This window comes from Methylobacterium sp. WL119 (assembly GCF_008039875.1).
In the GTDB taxonomy this organism is placed as follows: domain Bacteria; phylum Pseudomonadota; class Alphaproteobacteria; order Rhizobiales; family Beijerinckiaceae; genus Methylobacterium.
In genome coordinates, this window is sequence record NZ_VRUU01000008.1 from 1 (window position 1) to 16,601 (window position 16,601).

The 16,601-nt window shown below is 68.5% G+C and carries 20 protein-coding genes and 1 pseudogene; 9 read left to right on the forward strand and 12 right to left on the reverse strand.

Translation table 11 applies throughout. The features are described 5' to 3' along the window. From FV227_RS29700 to FV227_RS05650, 6 genes and pseudogenes are all read right to left on the reverse strand, one after another. Positions 1–117, reverse strand: a pseudogene (locus FV227_RS29700) (amidase); the annotation flags it as partial. A 14-nt stretch (positions 118–131) separates the two neighbouring features. Further along, on the reverse strand, positions 132–848 hold the full coding sequence (locus FV227_RS05630; protein ID WP_246686427.1) for an ATP-binding cassette domain-containing protein: 717 nt from the start codon (positions 846–848) through the stop codon (positions 132–134). Further along, positions 845–1,555: an ATP-binding cassette domain-containing protein gene (locus tag FV227_RS05635; RefSeq protein ID WP_147858518.1), complete on the reverse strand. Its 711-nt coding sequence runs from the start codon at positions 1,553–1,555 to the stop codon at positions 845–847. Before FV227_RS05635 ends, FV227_RS05630 begins: the two co-directional genes overlap by 4 nt. Then, complete coding sequence (gene urtC, locus FV227_RS05640; protein ID WP_147725113.1) at positions 1,552–2,667, reverse strand: urea ABC transporter permease subunit UrtC; 1,116 nt, start codon at positions 2,665–2,667, stop codon at positions 1,552–1,554. The genes FV227_RS05635 and urtC overlap by 4 nt, the downstream gene beginning before the upstream one ends. Continuing rightward, positions 2,664–4,301: an urea ABC transporter permease subunit UrtB gene (gene urtB, locus FV227_RS05645; RefSeq protein WP_246686426.1), complete on the reverse strand. Its 1,638-nt coding sequence runs from the start codon at positions 4,299–4,301 to the stop codon at positions 2,664–2,666. Before urtB ends, urtC begins: the two co-directional genes overlap by 4 nt. Positions 4,302–4,314: 13 nt before the next feature. Further along, entirely contained in the window at positions 4,315–5,541 is a 1,227-nt protein-coding gene (locus tag FV227_RS05650) for a transporter substrate-binding protein (protein WP_147858519.1), read from the reverse strand. 266 nt (positions 5,542–5,807) lie between these two features. Here FV227_RS05650 and FV227_RS05655 point away from each other — a divergent pair, with 266 nt between their 5' ends. Then, positions 5,808–6,176 (forward strand): transposase, encoded by a 369-nt coding sequence (locus FV227_RS05655; protein ID WP_187274695.1) that lies wholly within the window; start codon positions 5,808–5,810, stop codon positions 6,174–6,176. A 199-nt stretch (positions 6,177–6,375) separates the two neighbouring features. On the opposite strand, the gene FV227_RS05660 is transcribed toward FV227_RS05655, so the two are convergent. The 6 genes from FV227_RS05660 to FV227_RS05685 all read right to left on the reverse strand — a co-directional run bounded on the left by FV227_RS05660 (position 6,376) and on the right by FV227_RS05685 (position 10,618). After that, positions 6,376–6,825 carry an MFS transporter gene (locus FV227_RS05660; RefSeq protein WP_147728919.1) on the reverse strand — a complete coding sequence of 150 codons (450 nt, stop codon included), beginning with the start codon at positions 6,823–6,825 and terminating at the stop codon, positions 6,376–6,378. A 168-nt stretch (positions 6,826–6,993) separates the two neighbouring features. Further along, positions 6,994–7,215 (reverse strand): hypothetical protein, encoded by a 222-nt coding sequence (locus FV227_RS05665; protein WP_147728920.1) that lies wholly within the window; start codon positions 7,213–7,215, stop codon positions 6,994–6,996. Between the two features lie 550 nt (positions 7,216–7,765). Beyond that, entirely contained in the window at positions 7,766–8,005 is a 240-nt protein-coding gene (locus FV227_RS05670) for a hypothetical protein (RefSeq protein WP_147728921.1), read from the reverse strand. A 51-nt stretch (positions 8,006–8,056) separates the two neighbouring features. Then, positions 8,057–8,626, reverse strand: a complete 570-nt coding sequence (locus FV227_RS05675; RefSeq protein WP_147858521.1) for a hypothetical protein — start codon at positions 8,624–8,626, stop codon at positions 8,057–8,059. A gap of 62 nt (positions 8,627–8,688) precedes the next feature. Further along, the gene (locus tag FV227_RS05680; RefSeq protein WP_147858522.1) at positions 8,689–9,558 is read right to left on the reverse strand and encodes a PRC-barrel domain-containing protein; all 870 of its coding nucleotides are present in this window, start codon (positions 9,556–9,558) and stop codon (positions 8,689–8,691) included. Between the two features lie 130 nt (positions 9,559–9,688). Then, positions 9,689–10,618, reverse strand: a complete 930-nt coding sequence (locus tag FV227_RS05685; protein ID WP_147724817.1) for a LysR family transcriptional regulator — start codon at positions 10,616–10,618, stop codon at positions 9,689–9,691. 158 nt (positions 10,619–10,776) lie between these two features. Here FV227_RS05685 and FV227_RS05690 point away from each other — a divergent pair, with 158 nt between their 5' ends. The 8 genes from FV227_RS05690 (at position 10,777) to FV227_RS30435 (ending at position 16,594) form a co-directional block, all read left to right on the forward strand. Beyond that, positions 10,777–11,337, forward strand: coding sequence for an OsmC family protein (locus tag FV227_RS05690; RefSeq protein ID WP_147724815.1), 561 nt, complete (start codon positions 10,777–10,779; stop codon positions 11,335–11,337). Positions 11,338–11,410: 73 nt separating this feature from the next. Beyond that, entirely contained in the window at positions 11,411–12,508 is a 1,098-nt protein-coding gene (locus tag FV227_RS05695) for a sensor histidine kinase (RefSeq protein WP_187274696.1), read from the forward strand. A gap of 140 nt (positions 12,509–12,648) precedes the next feature. After that, a complete protein-coding gene (locus tag FV227_RS05700) occupies positions 12,649–12,867 on the forward strand; it encodes a hypothetical protein (RefSeq protein WP_147724811.1) in 219 nt (72 codons plus the stop codon). Between the two features lie 57 nt (positions 12,868–12,924). Further along, positions 12,925–13,662 (forward strand): cyclic nucleotide-binding domain-containing protein, encoded by a 738-nt coding sequence (locus tag FV227_RS05705; RefSeq protein WP_147724809.1) that lies wholly within the window; start codon positions 12,925–12,927, stop codon positions 13,660–13,662. 604 nt (positions 13,663–14,266) lie between these two features. Beyond that, positions 14,267–14,914, forward strand: coding sequence for a BON domain-containing protein (locus FV227_RS05710; RefSeq protein WP_147724807.1), 648 nt, complete (start codon positions 14,267–14,269; stop codon positions 14,912–14,914). A gap of 72 nt (positions 14,915–14,986) precedes the next feature. After that, complete coding sequence (locus FV227_RS05715) at positions 14,987–15,700, forward strand: hypothetical protein (RefSeq protein ID WP_147724805.1); 714 nt, start codon at positions 14,987–14,989, stop codon at positions 15,698–15,700. Continuing rightward, on the forward strand, positions 15,697–16,125 hold the full coding sequence (locus FV227_RS05720; RefSeq protein WP_147724803.1) for a heme-binding protein: 429 nt from the start codon (positions 15,697–15,699) through the stop codon (positions 16,123–16,125). Before FV227_RS05715 ends, FV227_RS05720 begins: the two co-directional genes overlap by 4 nt. A gap of 46 nt (positions 16,126–16,171) precedes the next feature. Further along, the gene (locus FV227_RS30435) at positions 16,172–16,594 is read left to right on the forward strand and encodes a hypothetical protein (protein ID WP_187274697.1); all 423 of its coding nucleotides are present in this window, start codon (positions 16,172–16,174) and stop codon (positions 16,592–16,594) included. Positions 16,595–16,601 lie beyond the last annotated feature (7 nt).

Genomic DNA, 16,601 nt, shown 5'->3' on the forward strand with positions numbered 1-16,601 from the left:
GGAATGGAGGGTGACCGTGTCCCCGGACGCGATCTCGAGCACCGGCGGCAGCGCGGCGTCGAAGTAGCCGAGCACCATCTTGTCGGGGGTGGCCGGGATCTCGTGATGCGTCGGCATGTGCGCTCCTGATGTCAGACGGCGATGTGGCGGGTGAGGTCGGCGTGGCTGATCGCGCCGCGCTCGCTCCGCTCGACGATGCCCCCGCGCGAGAGGACCACGACGGAGTCGGCGAGGCGGATCGCGAAATCGAGATACTGCTCGACGAGCAGCACGGTGATCCGACCTTTGAGGCCGGCGATCACTGCCTCGATCGCCGAGACGATTGAGGGCTGGATGCCCTCGGTCGGCTCGTCGAGGAGCAGCAGCCGCGGGCGCGTCGCCAGCGCGCGGGCGATGGCGAGTTGCTGCTGCTGCCCGCCCGAGAGGTTGCCCCCGGGCCGGTGCCAAAGCTCGCGCAACGCAGGAAACAGCGCCGCCGCCTCGTCCACCGCCCCGGTGCGCTCCAGCCCGTGAGCGCGGGCGGCGACGCGCAGGTTCTCTGCGACGGTCAAATCCGAAAAGATCTCGCGGCCCTGCGGCACCGTCGCAAGCCCGCCCCGCGCGCGCCGATCGATCGGCCAGGATGCGATCTCGTCTTCGTCGAAGGCGATCCGCCCGCGGCTCGCCGGGATCAGCCCGGCCAGACACCGCAGCAGCGTGGTCTTGCCCGCGCCGTTGCGGCCGAGCACTGCAAGGCAGCTGCCCGGTTCGATCGTGAGCGCGACGCCGCGCAGCACCTGCGCGCTGCCGTAATGCTGGTCGAGCCCCTCGACCGTGAGCCGCATCGGCGGTGCTTCGGGCATGCTCATCGGCCTAGAAACACCTCGATCACGCGGGCATCTGCCCGAGCGCCGCGCATCCCGCCCTCGTAGAGGGTGCGGCCCTCGTGCAGCACCGTCACCCGGTCCGCGATGGCCTCGACGAAGGCCATGTCGTGCTCGATCACCACGATGGCCCGGTCGGGCCTTCGCAGCGCGCGGATCAGCGCGGCGGTGCGCTCGGTCTCCGCGTCCGAGAGCCCCGCCACCGGCTCGTCGAGCAGGATGATCCTGGGGTTCGAACCCAGCACCATGCCGATTTCCAGCCACTGCTTCTCGCCGTGGGCAAGTGCCCCGGCGAGTGCGTGCGCGCGGGGTTCGAGGCCGATCTCGCCGAGCACCGCCCCGATGCGCGCGGCGCGCTCCGATGCCGGGAGCCCAGCGCCGCAGCCGATGTCGAGGTTTTCGTACACCGTCAGCGCCGGGAAGACGCTCGGCTTCTGGAACTTGCGCCGCACGCCTGCCTTGGCGATCCCAGCCTCGGAGCACTTGGCTAGGTCCAGGCTGTCGCCGAGCATCACCCGACCGCGGAGGGGCTTGGTGATTCCGGAGATCACGTCGAGGAGCGTGGTCTTGCCGGCCCCGTTCGGGCCGATGACGGCGCGGACCTCGCCGGCATCGACGGCGAGCGATAGCGCGGTCAGCGCCCGGAAGCGGCCGAAGACCACATCGAGCTTGTCGACCAGAAGGGCGCTCACCGGCCCCCTCCGTTGCGCAGCCATGTCGGCTTGGTGCGGAGGGAGGCGAAGTCGAGCAGGCCGTTCGGCAATGCCAGCACCACCACGAGCACCAGCCCCGACAGGATGAAGGGCCACGCCTCCGGCATCGCCGCACTGAGCCAGAATTTGAGCGCGTTGACTGCGACCGCGCCGATCACCGCACCGCCGAGCCGACCCATCCCGCCGATCGCCACCCAGACCGCGATCTCGATCGACAGGTCGGGGGCGAGCACCCGTGGGTTGATGATGCCGACCTGCGGCACGTAGAGCACGCCGGCCAGCGCCGCGATCATCGCCGAGAGGCACCAGATCCCGAGCTTCAGCCGTGTCGTGCCGTAGCCGAGGGTGCGCAGCCGGGTCTCGTCGTCGCGGCACGCCAGCATGCGTCGCCCGATCCGCCCCGCTACCAGCGCGCGGGTGCCGACGAGAACCGCCGCCAGCGCGCCGAGCGAGGCTAGGGCGAGGCCCGTCGTCACGGCCGCCGAGCCCATCGGATATCCGAACAGCAGCGGGAAGCCGGTCATGCCGTTGTTGCCGCCAAGCCCGGTATCGTTGCGGAACATCAGCAACATGGCGACGTAGACGAGTGCCTGGCTGATGATCGAGAAGTAGACGCCGTTCACCCGCGAGCGGAACGAGGCGAAGCCGAAGACGAAGGCGACGGCCCCCGACAGCGCCATCGCCAGGAACAGGGCGTAGGGCGCGTTGGTGAGCCCGGCCCAGTAGGCCGGCAGCGTCTTCCAGCCCATGAACTGCACGAAGTCCGGCGCGACCCCCGTCGCGGAGAACGCGTGCGACAACAGGTGCATGGCGCAGACGTAGCCGCCGATGGCGAAGAACAGCCCGTGACCGAGGCTGAGGATTCCGAGGTAGCCCCAGATGAGGTCGAGCGACACGGCGAGGATCGCGAAGACGGCGAGTTGCCCGATCGTGTTGACGACGTAGGGGGCGGGCTTCAGTCCGACGAGCACCAGGCAAGCAGCCAGGATTAGCAGCAGGATGCCGACGAGGAGCGGTTCGTGAAGCCACGCGGCCGACCGACGCGGACGAGCATTGACCGGGGACGGCAGGCTGTCGGCTGCCCCGCTCATCGCCGACGCCTCGCAACGAATAGGCCCTCGGGGCGTCGTTGGAGGAACACGATGATGCCGACGAGCACGATCACCTTGGCCGCGACCGCCCCGTAGAACGGCTCGATCAGCACGTTGGCCCCGCCGATGCCGAGCGCCGCCACCACCGTCCCGACCACGGTGCCGACGCCGCCCAGGACCACCACCATGAAGCTGTCGACAATGAAGGTCGCGCCCATGCCCGGATTGACGCTGTAGATCGGGCATAGGGCCACTCCCGCGAGCCCAGCGAGCCCTGAGCCGAAACCGAAGGCGAGGCGGTCGACCCGTCGGGTCCTAATGCCGAGCGCGCCGGCCATGTCGCGGTTCTGCGTCACCGCGCGGATGTCGAGGCCGAGCGGCGTGCGCTTGAGGATCAGCAGCGTCGCGGCGAGCGTCACCGCGGCGAAGGCGATGGCGAAGAGCCGGTTCCAGGTGACGATGAAGTCGGCGTAGAGCGGGACACCGCCGCTGACGTAGGACGGCATGCCGAACTGTAGGTTCTGCGAGCCGAAGACGACGCGCACAAGATTGATCAGGAACAGGCTCACCGCCCATGTGGCGAGCAGGCTCATCAGCGGCCTTCGGTAGAGGTGGCGTAGGATCAAAGCCTCGACGACGATGCCGACGCCGGCCGATGCCAGGAACGCGACGGGAATCGCCGCGACGAGGTAGAGGTCGATCAGACCCGGCGCGACCATCCGAAAGGCCTCCTGCACGCCGTAGGCGGCATAGGCGCCGACCATGATGAGCTCGCCCTGGGCGAGGTTGATCACCCCCATCAGCCCGAAGATGATCGCGAGGCCGACCGCTGCCATAAACAGGATGCTGGCAAAGCTCAGGGCGTTGTAGGAGAGCGCGAGTCCATCGCCGATGGTGACCGCGCGTTCGACCCGCGCGATCCCCGCATCGAGCGCGGCTTTGAACGCCGGATCCGCGGCATAGGCCGGATCGGTCCGCAAACTCGCGAGCCGGGAGCGTGCGGCGCTCGACGGGGCGTCGGCGATGGCGCCGATGGCCGCCCGGCGGCGCGCGGGCTCGGGGGCGTTCAGCGCGGCGGCCTGCATTGCCTGAACGATCGCGGCGCGTAGAACCGCATCCGTCTCGGCGGCGCGGGCGCGCTCCAGGATGGTGTCGGCCTCGGGCACCGCTGCGGCCCGTCGCTCCAGGGTGGCGAGTCCGGCCGAACGCTGGGCGGTGCTGGCGCCGGTGAGCAGCGCGACGACCCCAGCGCCTGTCTCGACGAGCCCGCGTTGGCGCAGGCCGAGGACCGGCGAGCGTGCGCCGGCGGCCGACCGCGTCGCGCCGGTCGCGGCATCGCGGCCTTCGCTGCCCCCTGGGCGATCGAGCAGGACCGACGTGTCCCCGACGCAGGCGAGGCGTCGGTCGAGCAGCGCCCGCAGGATGGAGCCGGAGAACGCGAGGTCGTCGGCGCTGGCGGTGGCGGCGGATCGGACAACATCATCCGCGCCGCGAGCGAGGCCGGCTCCGTCGCTGCAGACGGCCCTGGCGAGGGCCGAGCGGTCGATGGGGTCCGCAGCGGCCTGCGCCATCGAAGCGGACACCATCAGGATCAAGGCGAGGGCGACCCGCACCCCGCGAACGAGAAACGACACCGGTTGCGGCAACTCAGCCATACGGGCTGAACGGCACAGGCTTGGGGGCATCCGGCGACTGCCACAAGACGTCGAAGCCGCGCTTCTCGTTGACCGAGCCGATGAAGATCCCGCGCGAGACGTAGTTGTTCTCGCCTGTCATGGTCAGCGTGTAACCGGACGGTCCCTCGTAGCTGAGCCCTGCAAAGGCCTTGCGCACCTCGGGCACCGCGAAGCTCTTCGCCTTCGCGGCCGCCAGCGCCCAAAGCTGGACGCTGTCGTAGGCCGACACCATCGGATCGATCACCGTGTCGGCGCTGAAGGGCACGTTCTTGGCCTTCACATAGGCCGCCCAATCCGAAAGGAACGCCGCGTTGCGTTCACCCTTGGCGGCCTGAAGGTATGCCCAGCAATTGAGATGCCCGATCAGCTTGGTCGTATCCAGGCCCTCCAGATCCGCCTCGACCATGTCGAGGCCGAGGATCGGCACGTCGGTGGCGAGAATGCCTTGGTTGGCGAACTCGCGTAGGAAGTCCGGGATCGAGGAGCCGACGACAGTGAGGACGACGATCGGCTGGCCGCCGGGCTGGGCGGCGAACGTGCGGATCTGGTTCACCAGCGTCTGAAAGTTCGAGAAGCCGAGCGGCACGTACTCCTCGCGCCACGCGCTCTCGGCGATGCCCTTGGACGCCCAGTATCCCTTCAGGATCTTGTTGATGGTCCGCGGCCAGACGTAGTCCGAGCCGATCATGAAAAAGCGCTTGGCGGACACGCCCTCGGACCCCATCAGGTAATCCACGGCCGGCAGCACGGAACTTGCCGGCGGCGAGTTCACGTAGACGACGTTCTTGGAGTTCTCCTCGCCCTCGAAATGGAGCGGATAGAACAGCAGGCCGTCGTTCTGCTCCACCACCGGCAGCACGGATTTGCGCGACACCGAGGTCCAGCAGCCGAACAGGGCGGCGACCTTCTCCTGTTGCAGCATCTGCCGGCCGATCTGCGCGTAGAGCGGCCAATCGGAGGCCGGATCCGAGGTGACGACCTCGACTTGGCGCCCGTTGACGCCGCCCTTGGCGTTCAGCTGGTCTGCGGCCATGCGGACGACATAGTTGAGCCGCCCCTCGATGTTGGCCATCGTTCCAGACGATGAGAACAGGCAGCCGAGCTTGACCGTCTCTGCCGCCCAAGCTGGGCGAATCAGGGCTGGGGCGGCGAGCGCCGCGGCGGTTCCGATCAAGCCCCGTCTCGTGAATTCTGCCATCGGACCCATGCCCCTGCCTCGCTGTCGGATTGTCCGGGCGCGGGGCTGTGCGCGGAAGACCAAAGTGACTGCAGGCATGGCGGCGGCGTGCGCAAATGGCCGGCATGGCGCCCGCCCTGTGGGCGCGGTCGTGCCCAAACGTCAAAATTGCCGTTTGGGCGTCGGTCCGGCTCTTGCAGAGATCGGGCATTCCAAGGCGTCGAGGGCGCCGCGAAGACTGCTCTTGCATCGCGGCGACCGGACGGCTCCGAACAGGGAAGCTGCGCATGCGTCGATCCCGGCATACCGACCAGGAAGTGGCGTTCCTCCTGAAGGAGGCCGCAGCCGGGACCGCCATCGCGGAGATCTGCTCCGCCGCGCACGTCTCGATCGGTACGTTCTACCGCTGGCGCCGACGGCTCGGCGGCCTGCCGCCGGAGGGTGTCGAGCGGCTGGGGCAAGTCGAGCGCGAGAACGCGAGGCTTCGCGACGAGGTCCTGCGCCTGCGCAGCGCCTTGCGCGCCGCCTCCACTCACGCGTCCGATGCCCGTCGTGCGCCCGGCGCGAAACCGGACAATCGTATACCGGCGCCCGTGCATCATCGCGGCGGTGCCGCCTCCGTCGGTCGCTATGCCTTCGTCCGTGGAGCGAATTGACGAACCACCGCGGCGACGCCGGTCGACGGTCACGTCCGGAGGCTGTCGGAATGTGAAGGGCGCCACCACGTGATCCTGACGCGAGATGATCCAGGCGGCGTTGAGCGACGTCATGAACGGGCTTACAGCACCGCTCGGGTGAAGCCGTCGGCGCTGAATTGATCGAGCGGTCCGACGGCACTAGGCCGGGACCCGGCATTCAGGCGTTTGGGCGCTTTGGCATCAGACCGGCGGCGGCAGCGATGTAGGCGACCACGTTCGCGACGATGGCGACGAAGACGGCATCGACCAGCACAGAGCCACGGGCGGCGAGGATCCCTCCGATCGAGCTCGTGGCCACGAGCCCCGCACGGGCGACGGCGGTGTTGAACCCCTGGGCCAAGCTACTGTAGCGTTCGTCGACGGAACCGACCGCCGCGCTCGTGAGCGGTGCCACGGCATAGGCCATGCCGAGTGCCGCGACGAAGGTGCCGGGCAGAACCGTCGACCCGTGGGCGTTGTGTCCGCCGATACGCAGAAGCAGAGGGAACCCGGCCGCGACGGCCAGGGGACCTGCAATCAGGCGGGGTCTGGACGCGATCCGGCCCGCGAGGCCGCTGAGAACCAGCGAGCCGATGGCGACAACGAGTGGTAGCGGCAGGAGCGCCACCCCGGCGACCGTCGAACCCGAATGTCCGAGAGCGGAGACGGTGCGGACCGGGCAGTCTTCGTCCGGCTTCCGCGTGTGAGGCGCCGCATCGATCCGCCGCGATGCTGGAGCGTCATGACGTCGGAGCGTCGTGATGCCGTGGCCCTTCGGATCGAGGCGCGACGGTTCTCAGCTCGTGTCCCGGTAGGGCGGCAGGCGGCCGCTCTCGCGCAGCACCGCCTCCGTGCCCTCGATCAAGAGATCGTTGACCTCGCAGGTGCGTGCAAACGAGCGTTCCATCGGGCGCTGTAGCAGCACGGCCGGCCGGTCGACCTTTGCGCGCCGTGTTGCCTCGCGGAGTGACGTGAGTGCGCCGCGCAGCAAGGTGCGCACGTCCGTGGCGCCGGGCATTTGCGGTGACCGTCTGCAAGCAGCTACAAGTAATGACGGTCAAGCTTAGGCATGGCTGCTCGATTCGAGCAAATCGATTGTCAGTCGAGCGATCCGGTTCCGCACCGACGTCTTGGCTTTCATCGACGATGAATCGCCATTCAGGGCTGCTTAAGCATTTTAGGCTTACGACCTCGTCCACCCTTCCCCACCATTGCCTGCCACCTGCTGCTGACGGCCGAGCAGGACGCCGGAGGTTGCCTTGGTTTGGCGTATGGCGTTGCCCGAGCGTGCTCCGAACCGGTTCAAGCGTCCGCCCTATGGTATGGCACTTGGACTTGCAGAACGGATGGCATTGCCAAGTCTCCGAAGCCCGGTGTGATTATTGCCAAGCTGCGGCCAGCGGATGTCCGGGCCCGTAGTCCGGCACGCCTTGCGGCTCCGACAGCGGGCTCCGATCGGCCTGAGGAGAGATGGGCCAGTGACGGGTTCGGGAAAGCAGGGTCGGGCCACTCGGGGGCATCGGGGCTTCCTCGTCGGGGTGCGTGGGATCCGAAGGTGGCCTGGGCGTTTAGCCCATGAAGTGCCAGGCGGCCTCGGACGTCGTGCGCTCGTGGGAGACGATGCCATCGGGTCGGAGCCCGACCTCGTCGATCCGGGCCTTCTCCGAGTGGTCGAGGGCGAGGTCCCGCTCCTTGGCGGCGGCGGCGTGCTCGCCGTTCGCAAGATGCCTGGCGGAATGCCGGTAATGGGCGGCGGCCCGGTCATGCTGGTGCGCGGCTTCCTCGCAGATCCGTGCCATCTTGCTCATCGCCATCGTCCTTCCCCCGAATTGGTGCCCATCAGCCGCGTGCGGCCCTCGTCAGCCGCGGACCTGGCTCTGCGCCATGTCGCGGTCCCACGTCGTCCTGGCCGCCTCGCGGGCGGCGCGGGCGGCGTTCGCGGTGGCCGTCGCCGCGCGAACGATGGACGCACGCGCTCCGGATGCCGCCCGACGCATCGCCGCCATGTTGGAGCTGATCGAGGCCGCGACGGCATCCTGTGATTTCCGCACCGCCGCCTGCGTCGCCTCCACGGACTTCTGCGCGGAATCGGCGGCCTTGCGCATCGAGGCGTTCGCCGAGACCCCCGCCGCCCTGTTGGCCGCGGCGATCTTGGTCTCGGCCCGGTTGGCGGCCTCCGCGGCGTCGGTGACGAGCTTCCCGATCATGTCGGCGGATTGCTTCGGGGCACCCTTCACCGCCGCCTTCGAGGCCTGCATCGCGAGCCGGGCCGCCTCACGGGCCGCATCGGCGGCCTCGTTCGCCTCGCGCCCGGCCTCCCGCATCGTCGCCGCGGCATCCGTGGAAGGTGCCATCGGCGTTTGCGCCATCGCCGTCGTTATCGTCGTCAGGGCGAGGAAGGTCGCAGTCAGTACCGTCGTCGTTCTCATGTCGCGATCCATTCGTGGTGTGGGGTGTAGACGGCAGGGCGGGCCTGCCGACGGGGGCGTTCTCAATCGACCTGCGGGGTCTTGGAGGCGACGCCCCAATAGGCGTCCGCCTTCGCCGTCTGCAGGGCGAACGGCTCCGCCTTGACGAACCGGCCCTCGACGATACGCGGAGCCTGGTCCATGGCGTCCTTGGTCGTATCGAGGACGAGGATGTTCAGGTTGGGCGAGACCTTGAACCGGTCCCACGGGACCGCGACGTGGCGTTCGCCGAGGCCGAAGACGCCGCCGCGAGCGACGACGAGGTAGGCGATCCCGCCGCCCTCGGGCCCCATGACGATGTCGTCCACGCTGCCGAGCGCCACGTTGTTCGGCGTGCGCACCTCGCTCCCGAGCAGGTCGTCCGACCGGAAGGCGACGGACCGGCTCACGACCGGCCGCGCCAGCGAGAGCTCCTGCTCGCGGAAGCCCAAGGCGTTCGCGACCCGGAGGTCCCGGCCCTGAATGCCGGTCTTGTACCGGTCGTAGCTGGCCTGGATCTGGACCAGCACGTCCTCGCACGGCTGCTGCCTGCCGTGGCGCGCCAGGATGTCGGCGGCGGAGAGGAGCACCCGGACCTCGTATCCGGGACGGGCGTTTGCGTACCCCGTCATCGCGGACGCGGCGCCCATCGCCATGCCGTTGTTCCCGGCCAAGCCGCCGAACAAGTATCCGCCGAGGGGATAGCCGTATCCGTAGCCCGACCCGCCGAGCCAGTAGCCGTCTTTCTCCATCCGGGCGTCGAAGGCCTTGAGGTGGTCGAGGCAGGCCTGCGCCGGCTTGGCATCCGTCTCCGCCATGGGTCCGGCCTTCGGCTCCTCGGCGGCCCGGAGCGGGGCCATCAGGGAGAGCGAAACGACCGCCCCGAGGGCGATGGATCTGGCTGGCCGTTGCATGTTCGTGTTCCGGGTTGTCGGGCGCCCAAAGACTGCTCGCCCCGTTCATCCCCCGGGTTTGCCCCTTCGGCCCCCTCGATACTTTGTTCTGGATCAAGTCCGGCCCACGTCGGTGGGTGAAGGCGCCTTGTCAGGCGCCGACGGCCCGCACGTCCTCCTCGTTCGCGCCCGGTGGCTGGAGGAGGTGGGCGAGCGCCTGGAGGCTTTCCGTGATGTGCGTGAGCACCGTCCGTATCCTCGGCGTGTCGCGATTGTCCTTGTGGACCAGCAGGAGGATGTCGGCGCTGGGCGGTTCCGTCGGCACGTCCATACGGATCAGCCTGGGCTCGTCGTCCCCTCGGAAACGGGCGAGGCAGGCCAGCCCGCCGCCGCTGGCAGCGGCCTGCACGGCGGCCTCGTGGCTGCTCGTCTGCAGGACGACACGGGACATCGAGGCCATCTCGGTCAGCCAAGCCGACTGCGTCATCTCCTGGCTGTCCTCCATCTGCGTGATCAGGTGATGGTCCGGGCAGCCCTCGGCGAAGTTCAGGTCGCCCCGTTCCCTGATGTAATCCGACGTGGCGTAGAGGCCGAAGGCGATGCCGCCGATGCGCCGCACCACGAGGTCGTTCTGCTCGGGCTGCCGCATGCGGACCGAGATGTCCGCCTCGCGCATCGCCAGGCTGAGTTCCCTCGGGTTGGGGATCAGCTCGATCATGATGTCGGGATGCCTGGCGTGCAGGCCGGCGAAGCTCGGTGCCAGCAGGTGCGCGGCCATCGTCTCGGCGCAGGTCACCCGGACCAGCCCCCGCAGACGGCTGTCGCGGCCGGTGACATCCCGCTCAAGGGCCAGGGCCTCGGCTTCCAGACGCTCGGCCTTCTCGCGGACTTCCTTCCCGGCCAGCGTCGGCACGTAGCCGTCGGGGGTCCGGTTGAGCAGGCGCACCGCAAGGGTCGCCTCCAGCGAGTTCAGGCGCCGTCCCACGGTCGATTGCGAGACGTGGAGCACCTTGGCGGCGCTTGAAAGGCTGCCGTGCCGGACGAGCGTCAGAAAAAATCTCAGGTCGTCCCAGTCCAGCATGTGCTCCCCGCGATCCGTTTTCGCATTCCTCCTCGTCAGCTTTGGTGGCCGACTTCGTCGCGGATGAGCCTATGCTGAATGGCAGGAAATAACCACGCAGGAAATATTTTCGCCATCCGAGAATTCTCCTGGCCACTATTTCCTTCCTGGAGAATTCGATGGCACCACCACCCGTCAAACCAGGTCTTGGAGCCGCCGCCCCCATCGACAAGCGCGAACTCCAGACGGTGATCCACCAGGGCAAGGCCGACCCGACCGCCGTCCGGACCCTGCGCTGCCGCACTGTGGCGCAAGGAAGGCTGAGCCAGCTCAATTACATCCGGGACCTGCCGCCGCAGCCGGTGACGGAGCACGCGCCCGAGGGCCCGCTCGGCGAGGCCGCCGCCCCGAACGCCTCCGAGGCCCTGCTCGCGGCCCTCGGCTCATGCCTTTCCATCGGTATCCACGCCAACGCCCTCGCCCAGGGCATCCGGATCCGCTCGCTGGAACTCGACGTCGAAGCCGACATCCACATGACCTCGGTCTGGGGCGGCGGCGACCGGCAACCGAGGACCATCGGCTTCGAGAGCATCCGGGTGTCGGTGAGGATGGACGCCGATGCGTCCCGAAAGGCACTGGCGGCGCTCGTCAGGCATACGGTTCTATGGTCGGCAGTGGCGAACACCCTTCACAACCCGGTCCATCTCGACATCGCGCTCGCACCCGCCGCAGCCGCCTGAAACGAGGCCGGACATGACCGTCACATCGTTCCTTTCCGCGTTGGGACAGCGCCGCGCGAGACCTCGGACAAGAGTGGAACCGCCTCCGATCCTTGGTTCGCCGCCCGCCGTGTTCCACGACCGGGACGTGCACGGGGTGGTGATCCTCGATCGGCTTGCCACGGAGGCGAAGGTGCATGCGGCCGCGTTGGCCCTGAGCGAGGAGCGCCTCCGCTTCACCCAGGAGGCCGGACGCATCGGTTCCTGGACCCTCGACCTCGCGACGATGTCGCTCGACGCATCGGAGGGATGCAAGGCGAACTTCGGACGCGATCCCCTCGCACCCTTCACCTACGAGGCCTGGATCGAGGGTGTCCACGCGGAGGACAGGGGACGCATGCAGGGAGCGGTCTCGGCGGCCATCGCCGGGGACACGCAATACGACCACGAATTCCGGATCACCTACCCGGACGGGGCGGTCCATTGGATACACGCCCGCGGGCATGCCTCCTACCGAATGGACGGGACGGCCCTGACCATCGCCGGCATCTCGCTCGACATCACCGACCGCAGGAGGGTCGAGGCGCACCGCGACCTGCTGGCGAAGGAACTGGCCCACCGGGTCAAGAGCACCCTCGCGACGGTGCAGTCCATCGTCCGCCAGACCCTCCGCAGGTCCGCCTCCCTGGAAGAGGCCGAGACCATCCTCGACGCCCGCATCCTGGCGTTGTCGGCCGCGCACGACGTGCTTATCCGCGACACCTGGGAGGGGGCGACCCTTGGCGAGGTCGTCGGCGTCGCGCTGCGCCCATTCGGGACAGACCAGGAGGGGCGCTTCACGTGCCGGGGGCCCAGCGTCCAGCTCGCCTCGCGGGTCGCGCTGGCCTTCGCCATGGCCCTCCATGAACTCGCCACCAACGCCGTCAAATACGGAGCCTTGTCCACGGCGGCCGGAAGCGTCCTGCTGACGTGGGACATCCTCGAGGTCGACGGCTTGGAACGGCTGCGTTTCACCTGGGAGGAGGCGGGGGGACCGGCCGTTGCCCCGCCGACCAGGGCGGGCTTCGGGTCTCGTATGATCGAACGCGCCCCGGCGGTCGAGATCGGCGGGACCGCCGAGATCGATTACCGCCCGGCCGGCATCCTCTTTTCGGCCACGGCGATCCTGAGCGAGATCCTGCGGTTCGATTGAGTGGCGGACACAGATCCTTGGTCTCGGGATGCAAGCAAAACTGCATCTCCGGTCGGCGCTTTTGGTTCCGCACCCTGACGCCGCATGCACGTTATACTTAGGCGTAGACTGACCTGGATTGCCCGCTCCGAAAGGTCACAATGTTCAGAGCCGACGCCTTTTCCGTTCTAGCCAAGTCGGTCACGACCCTGCGTGACGGAGCGGAAGACAGTCGTGCCTGGGACGACGTCACGGTCCGATTGGCCGCCGGCGCCCTGCAGCGCGCCTTCACGCTCGACGAGGGTGCCCGGAACCACTTCCTCGACCTCGCCCGGCATGCGGAGCGCGTCCGTGCGACCGAGCGCTGGCGCGGTCGCTGACGCGACGTATCTCCCTGGCCGTTCGACGAAGCCTCACCGAACCGGAAGGACAGAGCCATGTCGATCCATCCACTTACGGTCATTCCCGCACCCTACCGGCCCATCCCAAATTCGCTCCTTCGCAACGGGGTCGGAAAGGCCCGCCTCATCAGCCTCTCGGCGGCCCTGCCGCTGGTGGAACGCGATGTCCTAGAGCCGTTGAGCCGACGCGTCTCGCTCGCCCACGGAGAGACCCTGTACGGACAGGACGAGCCCGCTTGCTCGGTCTTCAACGTCACCTCGGGGGCGCTGCGCCTGTACCGCATCCTTCCGGACGGGCGCCGGCAGGTCACCGGCTTCGCGTTCCCGGGCGACTTCCTCGGGCTTTCCCTGCTCGACCGGTTCGCCGTCTCCGCGGACGCACTCGGTTCGGCCACCGCTTGCCGGTTCGAACGGCTGGCGTTCAAGGACCTGATCTGCGGACATCCCGGCCTGATGATGCACCTGCACGAGATCACCGGACAGGAACTGTCCCGGGCCAAGGACATGATGATGCTTCTCGGGCGGCGTACCGCGGAGGAGAAGATCGGTGCGTTCCTGGTGGGGCTCCAGGAACGCTACGTCCGGATCGGGCTATCCGCGGTCACCCTCGAACTGCCGATGGGACGCCTGGACATCGCCGACCACCTCGGCCTGACCATCGAGACGGTGAGCCGGACCCTGTCGCGCCTCGACCGGGACGGCTGCCTCCTGATCGTGCCAGGGGGCGTCCGCCTCCTTGACCAGGCGCGCCTCGCCCGGATGTCGGCGCACTGAGCCTGGGCCCACGGGCGAACGACCGGGAGTGAGTCGGGTGCCTGCCGTCCTCCCAATCGTCCGCGCCTCGGCAGCGATGCCGTCAGAGGTCCGGGGGGCGGACAGGCGGCCGCCTGAGGTCATACCACCGAGGCTTCGGTACCGGCGCATCGGGTCTCAGATTCGTTCCGGTGGCGAGTGGATCCTGCGGGTGGATGTCGCTCGGCACCACCTCCTCGGATCGCGGCATGATCGGCCGTTGGACAGGGCGCGGGTTTCCTCTGCGTGCGCCGCCTGGACCGTCGTCCCGACGAGAAGCGCCCCGAAGGCGGCGTACGCGGTCCTGATCGATCCTGTCGTCGTCCGTCCTTTCCGGGGCGAGTGTCTTGGCCACCCCGACGTCATGGCCAGCATGCGCGTATCGACACCGACGGACTTTGCGCTGGATCAAGGACCCCATGGGACCGGCGACTAGGGTCCGTCCCGTCGGCACCGACGGAACCGTCCTGCTACCGGCCCTCCCCAGCGGCGGTTCCCAAGCCGACGGGCCGCGCGCCCTTCCGCCCCGGCCTCGCCAGGCATCGCCGGAGACGGTCCGCATCCTCCACGATCCAGGAAACAGATCATGACCATGGACAAGACGCTTCAGACGAACGTCCTCGCCGAGCTCAGCTGGGAGCCGAGCGTGACCGCCGCCCATATCGGCGTGACCGCCAAGGACGGTGTCGTGACCCTGACCGGCCACGTGCAGAACTACATGGAGAAGCACGCCGCCGAGAAGGCCGCCGGACGCGTCAAGGGCGTCCGCGCCGTCGCCGAGGAGATCGAGGTCCGCCTTCCGTTCGAGGCCAGGAAAAGCGACGACCAGATCGCCGCCGCCCTCGTGCAGCGGCTCGATTGGAACGTCTCCGTTCCCGACGAGGCGGTGAAGGTGAAGGTCGAGAAGGGTTGGGTCACGCTCACCGGCAGGGTCGAGTGGCAGTACCAGAAGGCGGCCGCGGAGCATGACATCCGCGGGATGCTCGGCGTGGTCGGCATCACGAACCTGATCACGATCAACCCGCATCCGAACGCGACCGACATCAGCGCGGACATCACCAAGGCGCTTCATCGGAGCTGGTACGACCCGAAGACCATCAGCGTCACCGCCCACGGCGGTGTCGTCCACCTCGGCGGCACGGTCCACACTTGGTACGACCGACAGTTGGCCGGATGGACGGCCTGGGGCGCGCCCGGCGCGACGACGGTCGACAACGACATCCGCGTCGTCTGAGCGAACTGCGACCCCCACCGTCACCGCACCGGGCAGGTCGCCCGGTGCGGAGTCCGTCAGGAACCCCATCCGATGATCAATGCCCGGATACACGGTCACGACCGGACCCTCCTCGGCCGGATCTTCCACCACCCTGCCAGCAACAACCTGGCATGGCGGGAGGTGGTGGCCTTCGTGGGGCGGATCGGCCTTAGCGAGGAGACGGGCGACGACACGTGGGGCTTCACCCTCGCCGGCCGGACCGCGACCTTCCTGCGTCCGCGGGACAAGGACATGGACCCACGCGAGGTCGAGCGCCTGCGCCACCTGATGCAGGATGCCGGGCTGTCGCCCTACTCCACCGAGATCCTTGAGGCCTCGCCAACCCCGGTGAAGAGCGATGCCCTCATCGTCGTCGACCACCACGAGGCGCGGATCTATCGCCTCGATCCCGAGACCGCGGGCGGCGAGACCGAGACGACGCTACGGCCCTACGACCCGAAGGGCTACATCCACCATCTCTCCGACAAGGAGGACGGCAACGATCGCGGCCAGCGCGCGCCCGAGGACCTCGGCTACTACGACCGCATCGCCGAGGCCGTCGCACGAGCGCCGCGCGTGGCCATCGTCGGCCACGGGACCGGCAAGGCCAGCGCGATGGCCGTCCTCTCGGATCGCCTGCGAGAGCATCACCACGAGATACAGGGACGCGTCGTGGCGACTGCGACCATCGACCTTTCGGCGGCGACGGACAGCCAGCTGCTGGCGCTCGGGCGCGGGATGCTGACCCGGGACGACCTGTCATGAACGCCCGCGTTTCCATGGTCGACGACCGCGACCTGACGCTGGAGGAGGCGACCGCAATCGTCCGGCGCGCCGTCACCGAGGCCTGCCGGCTCGGGATCACCGTGAGCGTCGCGGTCTGTGGCGCACAGGGCCGTCTCGTCGCCTTCTCGAAAATGGACGGCGCTGGCTGCATGAGCGCCCGCGGGGCCATCGGGAAGGCCGTGGCCTCGGCCATCTCGGGCGAGCCGAGCGAGATCATGCCGCCGCCCGGGGATGACCTTTATTGTTCCGTCGTCGAAGGCGAGGGAACCGCGGCGTTCCACGAGCGCGGCGGCATTCCCCTTCGGCGGGATGGCACCCTCATCGGTGCCATAGGCGTCTACGGCGAGGCATCACGGGAACAGGATCGCGCCTGCGCGACCGTCGGGGCGGCCACCTACGGGTGACGCCGGCCCCCGGCCATGGCACCCTCGACGACGCAGGCGGGCGACCATGCTCGTCGGAACCCGCTCCCGATCCACCGTCAAGACCGACGAACGTTGCAACCCCGAAGGTCCGCATCGTATCGTCTTCGCTGATCGAGACATACTCGCCCTCCACGAAACGGTGGCTGCCCAGCCGGTAGCCAGGCTCGTCGTCATCCGTCGTCCTGTCGTCGTCGTCGATCAGCCCCGTGCCCCCACCGAAGCCACCCTGCCGGTGGATCAGGCGCCCGTCGCGATACGGCTCCCCGAGCCAGAACCAGCGGACGCGGCAAAAGTCCCGCATCTTGCGCCAGAGCACCGGATCGAGCTCTCCCCTGGCGTCGAGGGGCGCGTCGATCTCGTAGCGGCGGTCGACGCTTCCACTGGGAAAATCCGGTCCGCGGGCGAATGTCAGGGTGACGTGGGGCAGCGTGGTGTTCTCCATCGGTGAGGGTACG

Bases quoted from the DNA above. Each gene is read 5' to 3' on its own strand.
- FV227_RS05630 (WP_246686427.1), bottom strand. From the start codon at position 848: ATGAGCATGCCCGAAGCACCGCCGATGCGGCTCACGGTCGAGGGGCTC.
- urtC (WP_147725113.1), bottom strand. From the start codon at position 2,667: ATGAGCGGGGCAGCCGACAGCCTGCCGTCCCCGGTCAATGCTCGTCCG.
- FV227_RS05650 (WP_147858519.1), bottom strand. From the start codon at position 5,541: ATGGCAGAATTCACGAGACGGGGCTTGATCGGAACCGCCGCGGCGCTC.
- FV227_RS05655 (WP_187274695.1), top strand. From the start codon at position 5,808: ATGCGTCGATCCCGGCATACCGACCAGGAAGTGGCGTTCCTCCTGAAG.
- FV227_RS05665 (WP_147728920.1), bottom strand. From the start codon at position 7,215: ATGCCCGGCGCCACGGACGTGCGCACCTTGCTGCGCGGCGCACTCACG.
- FV227_RS05670 (WP_147728921.1), bottom strand. From the start codon at position 8,005: ATGAGCAAGATGGCACGGATCTGCGAGGAAGCCGCGCACCAGCATGAC.
- FV227_RS05675 (WP_147858521.1), bottom strand. From the start codon at position 8,626: ATGAGAACGACGACGGTACTGACTGCGACCTTCCTCGCCCTGACGACG.
- FV227_RS05680 (WP_147858522.1), bottom strand. From the start codon at position 9,558: ATGCAACGGCCAGCCAGATCCATCGCCCTCGGGGCGGTCGTTTCGCTC.
- FV227_RS05685 (WP_147724817.1), bottom strand. From the start codon at position 10,618: ATGCTGGACTGGGACGACCTGAGATTTTTTCTGACGCTCGTCCGGCAC.
- FV227_RS05690 (WP_147724815.1), top strand. From the start codon at position 10,777: ATGGCACCACCACCCGTCAAACCAGGTCTTGGAGCCGCCGCCCCCATC.
- FV227_RS05700 (WP_147724811.1), top strand. From the start codon at position 12,649: ATGTTCAGAGCCGACGCCTTTTCCGTTCTAGCCAAGTCGGTCACGACC.
- FV227_RS05705 (WP_147724809.1), top strand. From the start codon at position 12,925: ATGTCGATCCATCCACTTACGGTCATTCCCGCACCCTACCGGCCCATC.
- FV227_RS05710 (WP_147724807.1), top strand. From the start codon at position 14,267: ATGACCATGGACAAGACGCTTCAGACGAACGTCCTCGCCGAGCTCAGC.
- FV227_RS05715 (WP_147724805.1), top strand. From the start codon at position 14,987: ATGATCAATGCCCGGATACACGGTCACGACCGGACCCTCCTCGGCCGG.
- FV227_RS05720 (WP_147724803.1), top strand. From the start codon at position 15,697: ATGAACGCCCGCGTTTCCATGGTCGACGACCGCGACCTGACGCTGGAG.
- FV227_RS30435 (WP_187274697.1), top strand. From the start codon at position 16,172: ATGCTCGTCGGAACCCGCTCCCGATCCACCGTCAAGACCGACGAACGT.